The sequence below is a fragment of the Pseudomonas sp. St290 genome (genome assembly GCF_018325805.1).
In the GTDB taxonomy this organism is placed as follows: Bacteria; Pseudomonadota; Gammaproteobacteria; order Pseudomonadales; family Pseudomonadaceae; genus Aquipseudomonas; species Aquipseudomonas bijieensis.
The window spans coordinates 1,954,824-1,968,591 of sequence record NZ_AP014703.1; the positions used below are offsets into that span (position 1 = coordinate 1,954,824).

At 60.4% G+C, this 13,768-nt stretch carries 16 protein-coding genes; 9 read left to right on the top strand and 7 right to left on the bottom strand.

The annotated features are described in order from the left end of the window. The first annotated feature begins 17 nt into the window (after positions 1-17). The 3 genes from PBDP_RS08590 (at position 18) to cysB (ending at position 2,605) form a co-directional block, all read left to right on the top strand. On the top strand, positions 18-923 hold the full coding sequence (locus PBDP_RS08590) for a 5'-nucleotidase (RefSeq protein WP_109751441.1): 906 nt from the start codon (positions 18-20) through the stop codon (positions 921-923). 96 nt (positions 924-1,019) lie between these two features. Beyond that, positions 1,020-1,520: a universal stress protein gene (locus tag PBDP_RS08595; protein WP_014337270.1), complete on the top strand. Its 501-nt coding sequence runs from the start codon at positions 1,020-1,022 to the stop codon at positions 1,518-1,520. A gap of 110 nt (positions 1,521-1,630) precedes the next feature. Beyond that, entirely contained in the window at positions 1,631-2,605 is a 975-nt protein-coding gene (gene cysB / locus PBDP_RS08600) for an HTH-type transcriptional regulator CysB (RefSeq protein ID WP_003199376.1), read from the top strand. Positions 2,606-2,612: 7 nt separating this feature from the next. Here cysB and PBDP_RS08605 read toward each other — a convergent pair whose 3' ends face one another. Both PBDP_RS08605 and PBDP_RS08610 read right to left on the bottom strand, forming a co-directional pair. Continuing rightward, positions 2,613-3,095, bottom strand: a complete 483-nt coding sequence (locus PBDP_RS08605) for a GreA/GreB family elongation factor (RefSeq protein WP_109751442.1) — start codon at positions 3,093-3,095, stop codon at positions 2,613-2,615. 2 nt (positions 3,096-3,097) lie between these two features. Beyond that, positions 3,098-3,484 carry a hypothetical protein gene (locus PBDP_RS08610; RefSeq protein WP_212802096.1) on the bottom strand — a complete coding sequence of 129 codons (387 nt, stop codon included), beginning with the start codon at positions 3,482-3,484 and terminating at the stop codon, positions 3,098-3,100. A gap of 119 nt (positions 3,485-3,603) precedes the next feature. On the opposite strand from PBDP_RS08610, the gene earP reads away from it, so the two are divergent. Together earP and PBDP_RS08620 are read left to right on the top strand one after the other, a co-directional pair. Continuing rightward, on the top strand, positions 3,604-4,737 hold the full coding sequence (gene earP / locus PBDP_RS08615) for an elongation factor P maturation arginine rhamnosyltransferase EarP (RefSeq protein ID WP_109751444.1): 1,134 nt from the start codon (positions 3,604-3,606) through the stop codon (positions 4,735-4,737). A gap of 48 nt (positions 4,738-4,785) precedes the next feature. Beyond that, a complete protein-coding gene (locus PBDP_RS08620; protein ID WP_003199385.1) occupies positions 4,786-5,355 on the top strand; it encodes an elongation factor P in 570 nt (189 codons plus the stop codon). 207 nt (positions 5,356-5,562) lie between these two features. Here the strand turns inward: PBDP_RS08620 and PBDP_RS08625 are convergent, their stop codons facing one another. The 3 genes from PBDP_RS08625 to PBDP_RS08635 all read right to left on the bottom strand — a co-directional run bounded on the left by PBDP_RS08625 (position 5,563) and on the right by PBDP_RS08635 (position 7,909). Further along, entirely contained in the window at positions 5,563-6,576 is a 1,014-nt protein-coding gene (locus PBDP_RS08625) for an alpha/beta hydrolase (RefSeq protein WP_163854771.1), read from the bottom strand. 33 nt (positions 6,577-6,609) lie between these two features. Continuing rightward, a complete protein-coding gene (locus tag PBDP_RS08630) occupies positions 6,610-7,029 on the bottom strand; it encodes an organic hydroperoxide resistance protein (RefSeq protein WP_109751446.1) in 420 nt (139 codons plus the stop codon). A 418-nt stretch (positions 7,030-7,447) separates the two neighbouring features. Beyond that, on the bottom strand, positions 7,448-7,909 hold the full coding sequence (locus tag PBDP_RS08635) for a MarR family winged helix-turn-helix transcriptional regulator (protein ID WP_109751447.1): 462 nt from the start codon (positions 7,907-7,909) through the stop codon (positions 7,448-7,450). 146 nt (positions 7,910-8,055) lie between these two features. Between PBDP_RS08635 and PBDP_RS08640 the strand changes: the two genes are divergently transcribed. Beyond that, positions 8,056-8,805, top strand: coding sequence for a sulfite exporter TauE/SafE family protein (locus PBDP_RS08640; RefSeq protein ID WP_109751448.1), 750 nt, complete (start codon positions 8,056-8,058; stop codon positions 8,803-8,805). Here the strand turns inward: PBDP_RS08640 and PBDP_RS08645 are convergent. Continuing rightward, positions 8,795-9,649: a LysR substrate-binding domain-containing protein gene (locus tag PBDP_RS08645; protein WP_018603125.1), complete on the bottom strand. Its 855-nt coding sequence runs from the start codon at positions 9,647-9,649 to the stop codon at positions 8,795-8,797. The two genes, PBDP_RS08640 and PBDP_RS08645, sit on opposite strands and share 11 nt — an antisense overlap. Before the next feature lie 97 nt (positions 9,650-9,746). Between PBDP_RS08645 and PBDP_RS08650 the strand changes: the two genes are divergently transcribed. Then, positions 9,747-9,965 carry a DUF1127 domain-containing protein gene (locus tag PBDP_RS08650; RefSeq protein WP_053120494.1) on the top strand — a complete coding sequence of 73 codons (219 nt, stop codon included), beginning with the start codon at positions 9,747-9,749 and terminating at the stop codon, positions 9,963-9,965. A 64-nt stretch (positions 9,966-10,029) separates the two neighbouring features. After that, positions 10,030-11,259 carry a winged helix-turn-helix domain-containing protein gene (locus tag PBDP_RS08655; protein WP_212802097.1) on the top strand — a complete coding sequence of 410 codons (1,230 nt, stop codon included), beginning with the start codon at positions 10,030-10,032 and terminating at the stop codon, positions 11,257-11,259. A gap of 135 nt (positions 11,260-11,394) precedes the next feature. Here PBDP_RS08655 and PBDP_RS08660 read toward each other — a convergent pair whose 3' ends face one another. Beyond that, positions 11,395-12,741: a class II 3-deoxy-7-phosphoheptulonate synthase gene (locus PBDP_RS08660; protein WP_053183144.1), complete on the bottom strand. Its 1,347-nt coding sequence runs from the start codon at positions 12,739-12,741 to the stop codon at positions 11,395-11,397. A gap of 155 nt (positions 12,742-12,896) precedes the next feature. Between PBDP_RS08660 and PBDP_RS08665 the strand changes: the two genes are divergently transcribed. Continuing rightward, the gene (locus tag PBDP_RS08665; RefSeq protein ID WP_025212625.1) at positions 12,897-13,652 is read left to right on the top strand and encodes a spermidine synthase; all 756 of its coding nucleotides are present in this window, start codon (positions 12,897-12,899) and stop codon (positions 13,650-13,652) included. Positions 13,653-13,768: the final 116 nt, after the last annotated feature.

The window sequence follows — 13,768 nt, forward strand, 5'->3', positions numbered from 1 at the left end:
GCGTAAGGGGGAGCGGCATGGCAAGTAACATCGACGACAAACTGGTGCTGGCGATTTCGTCGCGAGCGCTGTTCGACCTGAGCGAAAGCCATAAGGTGTACCTGTCGAGTGGTGTCGAGGCCTATCGGCAATACCAGATCGAGCATGAAGACGAAGTCCTCGCGCCAGGGGACGCCTTCGCTCTGGTGCAAAAACTGCTGAACCTCAACGAACACCTGGGCCGGGCCCGGGTCGAGGTGGTCCTGGTCTCGCGCAACAGTGCCGACACCGGCCTTCGCGTATTCAACTCGATTCATCATTATGGGCTGGCGATTTCACGCGCGGCCTTCGTTGGCGGGCGCAGCCCTTACCCGTATCTCAAGGCATTCGGTTGCGATCTGTTTTTGTCCACCCACGCTGAAGACGTACGCAGCGCCCTGGACGCCGGGTTTGCCGCAGCAACCATTCTGTCGGGCGGTGCCAGCCGCGCCGCCAGTGAAGAACTGCGCATCGCCTTCGACGGCGATGCGGTGCTGTTTTCCGATGAATCGGAGCGCGTCTATCAGGCCGCCGGTCTGGAAGCCTTCCAGGCCCGCGAGCGACAGGCTGCCCGCGAGCCGCTGCGAGGCGGGCCGTTCAAGGGGTTCCTGGCCGCGCTCAATGCACTGCAGCGCGAGTTTCCCGAAGACGCCTGCCCAATCCGCACGGCGTTGGTGACGGCCCGTTCTGCACCGGCCCACGAGCGGGTCATCAGGACCTTGCGTGAATGGGATATTCGTCTGGATGAGTCATTGTTTCTCGGCGGCCTGACCAAATCGGCCTTCCTCGAAGCCTTCGCCGCCGATGTGTTTTTCGATGACCAGACCGGCCACTGCGAACTGGCCAGAGAGGTCGTCGCCACCGGCCACGTGCCCCACGGTATCAGTAACGAAATTAAGCCCTGAGTGCCTCAGGTCCAGGACGTCAAGCCGCACGTCGCAGTCCCCAAGGCGCTGCTAAGCTGAATCAATCTCCGCCATCTTGGCACGCGAGGAGGTCACATGATTCGTTCGATGCTGTACGCCACAGACCTGGGTCTCTATGCCCCTTATGTGATGCAGCATGCCTTGGCGCTGGCACGGACGTTTGAAGCCGAGTTGTATGTGGTGCATGCGGTAGAACCGATGGGGCTGTTCGCCGAGTCGGTGTTGCAAAGCTATCTCGACGAGCAGGCGCTGAACGAATTTCACCGTCAGGGTCTGAATACGGTGATGGCCAATATCGAACAGCGAGTGCTCGACAGTTTCCGCGAGGAGTTGGGAGAAGGGCAGCAGGATTTGAAACTGATCAAATCGGTCAGGGTGTACCAGGGTGATCCTTCCCAGGTCATTCTGGAGCAGGCTGCGAAACTCTCTGTCGATTTGCTGATCGTAGGCAGTCATTGCCAAGGGGCAAGCGGTGAAACCCCCTTGGGCAGGACGGCTGCGCGGGTATTGCAGCTATCCCGGGTGCCGGTCTACCTGGTACCGCTGGTACAGCGCCGACGCCAGGGAGAGGCTTGAGGCTAAATGATGGCTTTTTATAAAAAGTTCTAGATTTATTGTCGAAACCTTTCATATAGTTATATACCGTCGCTGATGCCCGTGGCGTCCAATTGCTTTGAGGGATACATATGAAGCTTCAACAACTGCGCTACATCTGGGAAGTGGCGCACCACGACCTCAACGTTTCCGCTACTGCCCAAAGCCTCTACACGTCGCAACCCGGCATCAGCAAGCAGATCCGCCTGTTGGAAGATGAACTGGGCGTCGAAGTCTTCGCCCGTAGCGGCAAACACCTGACCCGCGTGACACCGGCCGGCGAGCGCATCATCACCACGGCTGGCGAGATTTTGCGCAAGGTCGAAAGCATCAAGCAGATCGCCCAGGAATTCTCCAACGAGAAAAAAGGCACCCTGTCGATCGCCACCACTCACACCCAGGCCCGCTATGCGCTGCCACCGGTGATCAGCAATTTCATCAAGCAATACCCCGACGTGGCGCTGCACATGCACCAGGGATCGCCGATGCAGATCGCCGAGATGGCGGCCGACGGCACGGTGGATTTCGCCATTGCCACCGAGGCCCTGGAGTTGTTCGGGGACTTGGTGATGATGCCGTGCTATCGCTGGAACCGCTGCGTGGTCGTGCCCCAGGGACATCCGTTGACCAAGCTGCCAAAGCTGACCCTCGAAGCCCTGGCCGAATACCCGATCGTGACCTACGTGTTTGGTTTCACCGGTCGTTCCAAGCTCGACGAAGCCTTCAGCCATCGTGGCCTGACGCCGAAAGTGGTGTTCACCGCCGCCGACGCCGACGTGATCAAGACTTACGTTCGCCTGGGCCTGGGCGTGGGCATCGTCGCGAAGATGGCCGTCGATACCAAGCTCGACAGTGATCTGGTGGTGCTGGATGCCAGCGAGTTGTTCGAATCCAGCGTGACCAAGATCGGCTTCCGTCGTGGCACCTTCCTGCGGGGTTTCATGTGCGATTTCATCGAGAAATTCGCACCGCACCTGACTCGGGAAGTCATGGCCAAGGCCATCCAGTGCCACAACAAGCAGGAGCTCGAAGAGCTGTTCGACGGCGTCGAACTACCGGTGCACTAAAGCCCTCCTAGATCGCCTCGGTGACAGCGAACTGTTGCCGGGCGCCCGCTACCACGATCTCCACTTCATCCCCTTCGAACTTGCCCAGCAGGCCTCGGCCCAGCGGTGAGCGAGGGGTGATGACCGTGATTGGCTGGCCTACCAGCGAGACCTTCAAGCCCGCCGCATCCGGCCCCAGGAACAGCCATTGCTGGCGGCCGTCCTCATCCTCCAGCCCGATCAATGTGCCAACCTGAATGCCGCGTTGATCGTCGTATGGCCTTAGCGTCAGGTTTTGGCAGAGGGCCAGGGCCTGGCGGATTTCTTCCACGCGCCTGGCTTGCCCGGCGGCGAGGTAAGAAGCTTCCAGGCCCAGGGTGTCGTACTTGTTCTCGGCGATGTTTTCTTCGTGGGTCGCGGTTTCGTAGGCGGTCTGGGCGGCGCGTTCGGCGATGTCGAGATCAATCCTGAGCTTGTCGAGAATCAACTGGTGGACGGTCTGTTTGTTCATGGTTATTCACAGAACTGCAAAACGTTGGCGCGGCTTTTTTCGCTGGGCGCGTTCTGGTCCTGTTGCAACCAGAACTGGCACTTGGGGTTGGACAGGTTGCGCGGGTTGTTGCGGGCCTGATCGAGGGCCTGGCGCTGCTCGTTCCTTTGCAGGTTCTGCTGATACTGCTCGAACATTGGCGTGGGCGGCTCTGGGGCTGGTTGCACTGCCGGTGGTTGCGCCAGTTGATGGACGGCGGCGGCCACCGGGGCCAGTTGTTCGTTGAACAGGAATCTGGACAGCAGCCAGCCCGTCAATACGATGGCGAGGAACCCCAGCCACAGGCCCAGGGCAATGCTGAGGGTCAATTGCAAAGCCGTAAGGCGCGAGGGGGGCGAGTGATCGGGCATGGCTGCTTCCTGGCAGGGGCATGGAGGCGGTGATTGTCGCATGAAGATTAATCGCCGTCGGCTCTTCTGCATCATCGCTTTATTCGGGACAATCGGGCCTTTGTCACAGGGAGTCGGGAATGGCCGTGCGCTGGGATATTTTTTGCACCGTCGTCGATAACTATGGCGACATTGGTGTCACTTGGCGCCTGGCTCGGCAGTTGGTGGCCGAGCATCGATGCGCGGTGCGACTGTGGGTCGATGACCTGCGTGCCTTCGAGCGGTTGTGTCCAGAAATCGACGTCACCCTGTCCGAGCAATGGCAGCAGGGCGTGCAAGTGCGTCACTGGCCCGGGGAGTGGGTGCCCACCGAAGCCGCCGATGTGGTGATTGCCGCATTCGCCTGCCAGTTGCCGAGTGCCTACATGGATGCGATGGCCGAGCGTCAGACAACGCCATTGTGGATGAACCTCGATTATTTGAGCGCCGAGGACTGGGTGATCGGTTGCCACGGCTTGCCGTCGGTCAAATATAAACATGTGCAGAAATATTTCTTTTTCCCAGGCTTCCAGGCGGGAACCGGTGGCCTGCTGCGTGAGGCCGGTCTTCTGGAGCGTCGTCGGCAATTTCAACAGGATGCCGGGGCGCAACGAATTTTCCTGCAGGAATTGGGTGTCGAACGGGCGCCGGATACTTGCCTGATCTCGCTGTTTGCCTACGAGAACGCCGGGGTGGCGAGTTGGTTTGACGCAATGGCAAGCGATACCCAGGCGTTTCATGTGCTGGTTCCCGAAGGACGGGTACTGGGCGATGTCGAGCGTTGGCTCGGGATCGACGGTCTGAAGGTCGGAGCGTTGCATCGACGCGGGGCGTTGACGGTGCAGGTGCTGCCGTTCGTCCGCCAGGATCAGTACGATCAACTGTTATGGTGCTGCGATTTCAATGCCGTGCGTGGCGAAGACTCTTTCGTCCGTGCCCAGTGGGCTGGCCGGCCGCTGCTCTGGCACATCTACCAGCAGGAAGAAGACGTCCACCTGGAAAAACTCGAGGCGTTTCTCAGGCTCTACACCCAGGGGCTTTCGCAAGCGGCGCAAAAAGCGATCAGCGGTCTTTGGCGGGCCTGGAATGCCGGCCAGGACATGGCCGAACACTGGAAAGCCACCCGTGAACAGCAGCAGGAACTGGCCGAACATGCCCAGGCATGGTGTCTGGAACAGGCCTCGCGAGCCGATCTTGCCGCAGCGCTGGTGAAGTTTTATGGAAATTGGATATGATACGCGGCCTAGATTTTTGTAAATCCCATCCAAATTCGGATATTCGCAATGAAAACTGGTAAAGAACTGAAACCCGGGACCGTGATCCGTCTCGAAAACGATCCTTGGCTGGTTCAGAAAGCTGAGTTCACCAAGTCGGGTCGTAACAGCGCGATCATGAAGACCAAGCTGAAGAACCTGCTGACCGGTTACAAGACCGAGATCGTCTACAGCGCTGACGACAAACTGGACGACGTGATCCTCGACCGCAAAGAAGCGACCCTGTCCTTCATCAGCGGCGACACTTACACGTTCATGGACACCACTGACTACACCATGTACGAGCTGAACGCCGAAGACATCGAAAGCGTTCTGCCGTTCATCGAAGAAGGCATGACCGACGTCTGCGAAGCCGTGTTCTTCGAAGAGCGCCTGGTTTCCGTAGAACTGCCGACCACCATCGTGCGTCAGGTTGACTACACCGAAGGTTCTGCTCGCGGCGACACTTCCGGCAAGGTCATGAAGCCTGCCAAACTGAAGAACGGTACCGAGCTGTCGGTAGCTGACTTCATCGAAATCGGCGACATGATCGAGATCGATACCCGCGAAGGCGGTTCCTACAAAGGCCGCGCTAAATAAGCGAAGCCTTGTGTATGAAAAAGCCCGACCATTGAGTCGGGCTTTTTTATTTGCGCTGTCTTCTGTTAGACCGGGGGACGGCGGGAGCTTGTGTGGGAGCAAAGCTTGCTCGCGATACAGACACCTCGATTCCAGAGGCACCGCGCCGCTTTCATCGCGGGCAAGCCTTGCTCCCACAGCCCTCGCCACAAAGGCTCCGGAGCCCAGTTACTTCAAGTGCTGCTTGAGCTCTTCGGACACCTGCAGCATCGCCGAACGCACCGCTGGCACCTGGCTCACCACGTTGAGCAAACCGTAGTCGTGGATCATACCGTTGTAGCGTACGGCAGTGACGGGCACCCCGGCTGCGTCCAGCTTGCGGGCATAAGCTTCACCCTCATCGCGCAAGACGTCGGCCTCGGCGGTCTGTACCAGCGCGGGCGGCAGGCCCTTGAGTTGCGCGGTGCTGGCGCGCAGCGGCGAGGCATAGATCTCGCTGCGTTGCCCGGCATCGGTGGTGTAGTTGTCCCAGAACCACTTCATCATGTTTTTGCTGAGGAAGTGTCCTTCGGCGAACTGGTTGTAGGACGCCGTCTCGAAGCTGGCATCGGTCACCGGCCACAGCAATGCCTGGAAACGGATCGCCGGCGTGCCCTTGTCCTTGGCCATCAGTGCCACGACTGCTGCCATATTGCCGCCGACGCTGTTGCCCACCACGGCCAGGCGCTTGCCATCGACGTTGATTTGCTTGCCGTGTTCGGCCACCCATTTCGTCGCGGCGTAGGCCTGGTTGATCGCCACCGGGTAATGCGCCTCGGGTGAAGGCGTGTAGTTGACGAACACCGCGACAGCGCCCGAACCGGCCACCAGATCCCGAACCAGTCGTTCGTGGGTCGGGAAGTCGCCCAAGACCCAGCCACCGCCGTGGAAGAACATGAACACGGGCAACTCACCCTTGACTCCGGCCGGACGAACAATGGTCAGGCTGATCGGCTGACCATCGACCTGAATGGTCTTCTCACTGACGTCGGCCTTGGGCAGTGTCAGCTTCACACCGGCCTGGGCGCCAACCAATACGGCGCGGGCGTCCTTGGGTGACAGTTGCTCCAGGGGCTTGCCGGTGCCGGCATTGAGCGCGTCGAGAAACGCCTGAGTGTTGTGTTCGACGATGCCATCGGCGAAGGCGCTGCTGACGCTGAGGGCGAGAAGGGTGCCGGTAAGGGCTTTGCTGAGCGTGTTCATGTGCATCTCCTTAAGTTCGGGTCCAGGGTCGGGTCAGACGGTCACGTGCAGGCGCACATCGACGTTGCCGCGGGTGGCGTTGGAGTACGGGCAGACTTGGTGAGCCGCCTCCACCAGGCTTTGCGCGTCGGCCTGGTCCAGGCCTGGCAGGCTGATGTGCAGATCGATGTCGAGGCCGAAACCGCCGGGAATCTGGCCGATGCCGACATGGGCGGTAATCGAGGCGTCGTCCGGGATCTTGCGTTTGCTCTGGCTGGCCACGAATTTCAGCGCGCCGATGAAGCAGGCCGAATAGCCGGCGGCGAACAGTTGCTCAGGGTTGGTCGCCGCACCGCCGGCACCGCCGAGCTCCTTGGGCGTGGCGAGTTTCACGTCGAGAACGTTGTCGCTGGAAATGGCACGACCATCACGGCCGCCAGTGGAGGTTGCGATTGCGGTGTAGAGAGTTTGCATGGTGAGAGCCTCGTTTCTGGGTTGGTTTTTTTGCGCTAAATGTTTGCGCGCTAAGTAGGTGTGAAGAGAATGTATAGCGCTAATATTTAGTGCGCAAGTTAAATTTTCGAGACGAGTTCGGTTTTAAGCGCTGAAAGGGCGTGCAACCCTTGAGATAGAGCTGTTTCAGAGGGTTGTTTTTTTTTAGTGACGCCAGGCTGAACGCAATTCAGGCTCGCCACGATTCTCCTGTGGGAGCGGGCTTGCTCGCGAAAGCGGTGGGTCAGTCAGAGATGATTCAGGATGTGCCGCCGTCTTCGCGAGCAAGCCCGCTCCCACATTGGATTTGTGGTGTTCACAGCGTTTGGGTTTGACTCAGTACCTGTGGGAGCGAGCCTGCTCGCGATAGCGGTGGGTCAGCCTCGCTCTACAGGGAAAGTCAGAGACTGTCTTGCAAATGCCCGCGCAGTGCCTGCAGATCAAGCTGCAGTTTCTTCAACTGCTCCAGGGTCTGGCCGCTGGCGGCGAGGATGCATTGGGGGATGCCGAGGGCTTTTTCCCGCAGGGCACGGCCCTGTTCGGTGAGTTCGACAATCACCACGCGCTCGTCTTCCCGGCTGCGGGTGCGGCTCAGCAGGCCTTCGGCCTCCAGGCGCTTGAGCAGTGGTGTCAACGAGCCGGGGTCTGTCAGCAGGCGCGTGCTGATTTCACCGACGGTCAAACCATCCTTTTCCCACAACACCATCATCGCCAGGTATTGCGGATACGTCAGGCCCAGGGCTTGTAGCAGCGGCTTATAGACCTTGGTCATCAGTAGCGACGTGGAGTGCAGGGCGAAACAGACCTGGTTGTCGAGCAACAGGGCTTCGCAGGCTTCGGGGGTATCGCGCAGGGTGCTCATGGCAAAAACCTTCAATCAATGATCGTGATGAATCTAGCGGGCGAATCTTTAATGCGCCAGATAATTCTGACGTTCTGATCAGATGTTACGTTTCCCCGCTGGTGCCGACTGCGTAGGATAAGCGCCTTGAGGAAAGGGGAATCGTCTTGTTCGAATTTGTGCTGTTTTTGGTGTTTGGTGCCGCATTGGGCACCTTGGGGGGATTGTTCGGGATTGGTGGCGGCCTGATTGCCATTCCAGTGCTAGGCGTCTGGTTCGGTCTCGACCAGCAATTGGCCCAAGGTACGGCATTGGTCATGGTAGTCCCCAACGTGATGCTCGCGTTGTGGCGCTATCACCAGCGCAATCGCATCGAGTTGCGCCATGTCCTGCCGTTGGCTTCCATGGGTTTCTGCTTTGCCTGGCTCGGCTCGATCTGGGCGGTGGGGATCGATGCGGACAGCATGCGGATCGGCTTCGTAGCGTTCCTGATCGCGTTGACACTCTACAACCTGGCGCGGATGTTCGTCGCTACCGCACCGGCTTCGGGGCAGATGCGTTATGGCTGGCCGTGGCTCGGGGTACTGGGGGCCGCATCAGGCACCATGGGTGGTCTTTTCGGTGTTGGCGGGGCCGTTGTCGCGACCCCGATCCTGACCAGCATTTTTGGCACCAGCCAGGTGGTTGCCCAAGGGCTGTCCCTGGCACTGGCCTTGCCCAGTACCGGCGTGACCCTCGCCACCTATGCGTTTCACCATGAGGTGGATTGGAGCATCGGCCTGCCGCTGGCCGTCGGTGGCCTGCTGAGCATCAGTTGGGGAGTGAAAGTCGCCCACGCCTTGCCGGAGCGACTGTTGCGCGGGCTGTTCTGCGGTTTCCTGGTGCTGTGCGCGGTGCTGCTCGCCTTTAAAGTTTGAAGCCCTCGATGATGTGCTCGGCCAGGCACTCGGTGATCGGCGATGGATTATGCAGGTTGCGGATCAGCATGATGCTGGCCTCGGGCAGTTCCGGCAGGTCTTCGGCCTCGCCCAGGACGCGCATGTCCGGGGTCAGCAGGCTTTCCAGTTGCGCCGTGATTGCCAGGCCGGCGCCCACCACCGCCATGAGCGCCGACAGGCTCGAGCTGTTGTACGCCACGCGATAATCGCGGCCCATGGCATCCAGCGCATTGCAGGCCCATTGCCGGCAGAAACAGTCACTGTTGAACATCGCCAGCGGCAGCGGTGTTTGTTCGTGGACGTTGAAGCAGGCGGCTTCGGCCCAGACAAAGCGCTCCTTGCGCAGCAGCTGGCCGATTTCGTCCCCCGGTTTGCGGGTGACGATGGACAGGTCCAGGTCCTGGCGCAGCAGCAACTGCTTGGACGACTCGCAGTGCACTTCGATTTCGATCAAGGGGTAGAACTGGGCGAAGCGTTGCAGGATGCCTGGCAGGAAGCGCATCACGTAATCGTCCGGCGTGCCGATGCGCACCGTGCCGACCATGTGCGGTTCACGCAGGGTATTGAACACCTCGCTGTGCAGTTTGAGGATCCGCCGGGCGTAGCCCAGCAGCACCTGGCCTTCGGCGGTGAGCTTGACCTGGCGCCCGTCACGCTCGAACAACCGCCGTTGCAACACGTCCTCTTCCAGCCGCTTCATCTGCATGCTGACGGCAGACTGGGTGCGATTGACCAATTCCCCGGCCCGGGTGAAACCGCCCTGGTCGGCGATGGCGACAAAGGTACGCAGCACTTCCGTATCGATGCTCGGGTAACTCGACAATTGATCAATCTCCGAGATGTATTGCATAAGAAACATTCGTTGGATTGATCTTAGCGTTAGCGCGAGACTTGAACCATCCCCAACGGAGGACATCACGATGAAAGGTCAAAAAGGTTATCTACTGATAGACAAACTCTCCCACGGCTTTTCCATCAGCGCCTTGCTGCACAAGTTTAGCCGCTGGTACGAATTGCACCACGAACGTGAACTGCTGGCTGGAATGAGCGACGAGGCGCTCAAGGACATCGGCGTGAGTCGGGCCGACGTGGAACAGGAAGTGGTCCGGCCATTCTGGGATGACCCAATGCACAAATGAGCCATCCTTTCCTACACAAACCCCTTATTGGTGAGGTAGGTTGCGAGCAGACAAGGAGATCTCCATGCCCGCGACTCTGTCCTTTACCCTCAAACAGGCCCGGCGTCTGGCGTTGGCCGCCCAAGGATTCGATGGGCGGTCGCCGCCAGCTTCGGTGCAACCTTCGCGCCTCAACCGCCTGATCGAACGCCTCGGCGTCCTGCAGATCGACTCCGTCAATGCGCTGGTGCGCTCGCATTACCTCCCGCTGTTTTCCCGCCTCGGTCACTACAATCGCGATTTGCTCGACCAGGCAGCCTGGAGCCAGGGCCGACGTCGCACGCTGTTCGAATACTGGGGGCATGAAGCGTCGTTGCTGCCGATGTCGATGTATCCGCTGATGCGCTGGCGCATGAGTCGTGCATCTCGTGGCGAAGGTATTTATCAGCAGTTGGCGCGGTTCGGTCATGAGCGCCAGGATGTTATTCGCCGCGTTTTGGCTTCGGTGCAGGAGCAGGGCGCCATTGGTGCGGGCAGCTTGTCCACGCGCCAGGACAAGGCCGGGCCGTGGTGGGACTGGAGTGCGGAGAAGCATGCGCTGGAATGGTTGTTCGCCGCAGGCGAAGTCACGGTGGCGGGGCGACGCGGTTTCGAGAGGCTCTACGACTTGCCGGAACGGGTGCTACCGGAATCGATCCTGCAACAACCGTTGCCGGACGAAGCCCAGGCACAACGCGCTTTGCTGGTACATGCTGCCGAGGCCTTGGGCATTGCGACCGAGAAAGACCTGCGCGACTACTTTCGCCTCGACCCGGCCGACAGCCGGGCGCGACTGGCCGAGCTGGAGGAGGCCGGGGACCTGCTGCGCTGCGAAGTGCAGGGATGGAAACAACCGGGCTGGTGCCGACCCGGGGCGAAAATCCCGCGCAAGGTAGCCGCCAGTGCCTTGTTGTCGCCGTTCGATTCGCTGGTCTGGGAACGAGGCCGTACCGAGCGGCTGTTCGACTTTCGCTACCGGTTGGAAATCTACACGCCTGCTCACAAGCGGGTGTACGGCTACTACGTGCTGCCGTTCCTGCATCACGAGCGCATTGCGGCGCGGGTCGATCTGCGAGCGGAGCGGGCTTTGGGGCGCCTGGCGGTGCATGCCGTGCACGAAGATGCGTCGGGGCTGGACGAGGAGGGGATGCAGGCCCTGGCGCTGAACCTGCGGCGCATGGCCCAGTGGTTGGGGTTGGAGCGGGTTCAGCTTAATTGCCAGCGAGTGAGTGGGGTTCGGTTGGCCCGGGCATTGGCTCAGTCAAGTGATGGCTGACCCGACGCTATCGCGAGCAGGCTCGCTCCCACAAGGGATCTCGGGTGACCACAGCTTTTATGTTCACAGCAGATCCAATGTGGGAGCGAGCCTGCTCGCGATGACATTTTAACCGGCGAAGAAGAGCTTACTGCCTCACCGCCGAACCTGCTTCAACGTCTCGGCAATCAAAAACGCCAACTCCAGCGACTGGTCGGCATTCATCCGCGGATCGCAATGGGTATGGTAGCGGTCCGACAGCCCGTCCTCGGTAATCGGCCGTGCACCGCCGATGCATTCGGTGACGTTTTGCCCAGTCATTTCGATGTGAATTCCGCCGGCATAGGTGCCTTCGGCTTCGTGGACCTGGAAGAACTGCTTCACCTCGCCGAGGATCTGCGCGAAGTCCCGGGTCTTGTAGCCGCTGCTGGCCTTGATGGTGTTGCCGTGCATCGGGTCGCTGCTCCACAGCACCTGCTTGCCTTCACGCTGTACGGCGCGCAACAGGGGTGGCAAGTGTTCGCCGACCTTGTTGGCGCCCATCCGGGCGATCAGGTTCAGTCGGCCGGGGTCGTTGTCCGGGTTGAGCACGTCGATCAGGCGGATCAGGTCGTCCGGGTCCATGCTCGGGCCAACCTTGACCCCGATCGGGTTGTTCACCCCGCGCAGGAATTCGACATGGGCGCCGTCCAGTTGACGGGTGCGGTCGCCGATCCACAGCATGTGGGCCGAGCAGTCGTAATAGTCGTTGGTCAGGCTGTCACGGCGCACGAAGGCTTCTTCGTAATTGAGCAGCAACGCTTCGTGGGCAGTGAAGAAACTGGTTTCGCGCAGTTGCGGCGAGCTGTCCATGCCGCAGGCGCGCATGAACGCCAGGGTTTCGTCGATGCGGTCGGCCAGGTGGCTGTATTTTTCCGCCAGGGCCGAATTGGCGATGAAGTCCAGGTTCCACTTGTGTACCTGGTGCAGGTCGGCGAACCCGCCCTGGGCGAAGGCGCGCAGCAGGTTCAAGGTGGCGGTGGACTGGTGGTAGGACTGCAGCAACCGCTCCGGGTCCGGCACGCGGCTTTTCTCGTCGAAACCGATGCCATTGACGATGTCGCCCCGGTAGGCCGGCAGGGTCACGCCATCGATGGTTTCGTCGTTGGCCGAACGTGGCTTGGCGAACTGCCCGGCCATGCGGCCGACCTTGACCACCGGGCAACCGGCGGCAAAGGTCATGACGATTGCCATCTGCAAGAGCACCTTGAAGGTGTCGCGGATCTTGGCCGCCGAGAACTCGGCAAAGCTCTCGGCGCAATCACCGCCTTGCAGCAGGAACGCCCGGCCCTGGGTCACTTCGGCGAACTGACGGCGCAACTCCCGGGCTTCACCGGCAAACACCAGTGGCGGATAACTGGCCAAGGTCTGCTCTACCTGCAACAGGTGCGCGGCGTCGGGGTAGCGGGGTTGTTGCTGGATCGGCAGGGCGCGCCAGCTGTCAGGGCTCCAGGGTTGGCTCATCATGATCTCTAGGTGATTTACGCTCGGACGGCCATGTTATCAGCAAATTAGTGCGTGACCTGTTTGCGTCGCTTCGCGGACAATTGCCCCTTTGTACAACTTGCGTACAGTCCAGCGCGTTGCCGCAGTCCGTCCGGCGACCATCAGGAGATGAAATGACAGAGGAGCGCGTCGAGCATCTGCTCGCCGAAGTGCACGACGAGTTCGGCATGATCCGGGTCTTCGAAGTGGCCGACTACCGGTTTCTTGAGTTCGGCGATGCCATTGAGCAGAGCTGCGTGTTCACGGCTGATCCGAGCTGGCTCGAATACGACTACACCCGCGCCATGCTCATCGGTGCGTTGTGTCACGAGCAGCCGGAAAGCGCGCTGTTCCTGGGGTTGGGCGCCGGTACGCTGACCCAGGCCTGCCTCAAGTTCCTGCCGCTGGAAGATGTCGAAGCCATCGAACTGCGCCCCGACGTGCCGCGCCTGGCCATCGAATACCTGGGGTTGGACGACGACCCGCGACTGTACATCCGCGTTGGCGATGCCTTGGAATTGCTTGAAACGGCGGAGCCGGCGGATCTGATTTTCGTCGACCTCTATACCGATGTCGGCCCAGGCGTCGGGCATCTGGCCTGGGGGTTCCTGGAAAACTGCCAGAAGCGCCTCAACCCGGGCGGCTGGCTGGTGATCAACCAGTGGGCCACCGATGACGGCAAGCCATTGGGTGCGGCGCTGTTGCGCGGTTTGTACCACCGGCATTACTGGGAACTGCCGGTGAAGGAGGGCAATGTGATCCTGATCGTGCCGGCGGACCTGGACCAGGAGCTGGACATGCAAGGACTGGTCGCCAGGGCCGAAGGGCTGGCGCCGAGGCTGGGTTATTCGTTGCAGTCGTTGATCAAGGCCATCCGTCCGGCAACGTGATACAAGCCAGGTGTGATAAACCCTGTGGGAGCAAAGCTTGCTCGCGATACAGGCACTGCAATTCCCGAGAGTGCTGAGTTGTGTTCATCGCGAGCGAGCTTTGCTCCCACAGGGGA

Excerpts from the sequence above, each read along its gene's own strand:
- PBDP_RS08590 (WP_109751441.1), top strand. The coding sequence starts at position 18 with ATGGCAAGTAACATCGACGACAAACTGGTGCTGGCGATTTCGTCGCGA.
- PBDP_RS08595 (WP_014337270.1), top strand. The coding sequence starts at position 1,020 with ATGATTCGTTCGATGCTGTACGCCACAGACCTGGGTCTCTATGCCCCT.
- cysB (WP_003199376.1), top strand. The coding sequence starts at position 1,631 with ATGAAGCTTCAACAACTGCGCTACATCTGGGAAGTGGCGCACCACGAC.
- PBDP_RS08605 (WP_109751442.1), bottom strand. The coding sequence starts at position 3,095 with ATGAACAAACAGACCGTCCACCAGTTGATTCTCGACAAGCTCAGGATT.
- PBDP_RS08610 (WP_212802096.1), bottom strand. The coding sequence starts at position 3,484 with ATGCCCGATCACTCGCCCCCCTCGCGCCTTACGGCTTTGCAATTGACC.
- earP (WP_109751444.1), top strand. The coding sequence starts at position 3,604 with ATGGCCGTGCGCTGGGATATTTTTTGCACCGTCGTCGATAACTATGGC.
- PBDP_RS08620 (WP_003199385.1), top strand. The coding sequence starts at position 4,786 with ATGAAAACTGGTAAAGAACTGAAACCCGGGACCGTGATCCGTCTCGAA.
- PBDP_RS08625 (WP_163854771.1), bottom strand. The coding sequence starts at position 6,576 with ATGAACACGCTCAGCAAAGCCCTTACCGGCACCCTTCTCGCCCTCAGC.
- PBDP_RS08630 (WP_109751446.1), bottom strand. The coding sequence starts at position 7,029 with ATGCAAACTCTCTACACCGCAATCGCAACCTCCACTGGCGGCCGTGAT.
- PBDP_RS08635 (WP_109751447.1), bottom strand. The coding sequence starts at position 7,909 with ATGAGCACCCTGCGCGATACCCCCGAAGCCTGCGAAGCCCTGTTGCTC.
- PBDP_RS08650 (WP_053120494.1), top strand. The coding sequence starts at position 9,747 with ATGAAAGGTCAAAAAGGTTATCTACTGATAGACAAACTCTCCCACGGC.
- PBDP_RS08655 (WP_212802097.1), top strand. The coding sequence starts at position 10,030 with ATGCCCGCGACTCTGTCCTTTACCCTCAAACAGGCCCGGCGTCTGGCG.
- PBDP_RS08660 (WP_053183144.1), bottom strand. The coding sequence starts at position 12,741 with ATGAGCCAACCCTGGAGCCCTGACAGCTGGCGCGCCCTGCCGATCCAG.
- PBDP_RS08665 (WP_025212625.1), top strand. The coding sequence starts at position 12,897 with ATGACAGAGGAGCGCGTCGAGCATCTGCTCGCCGAAGTGCACGACGAG.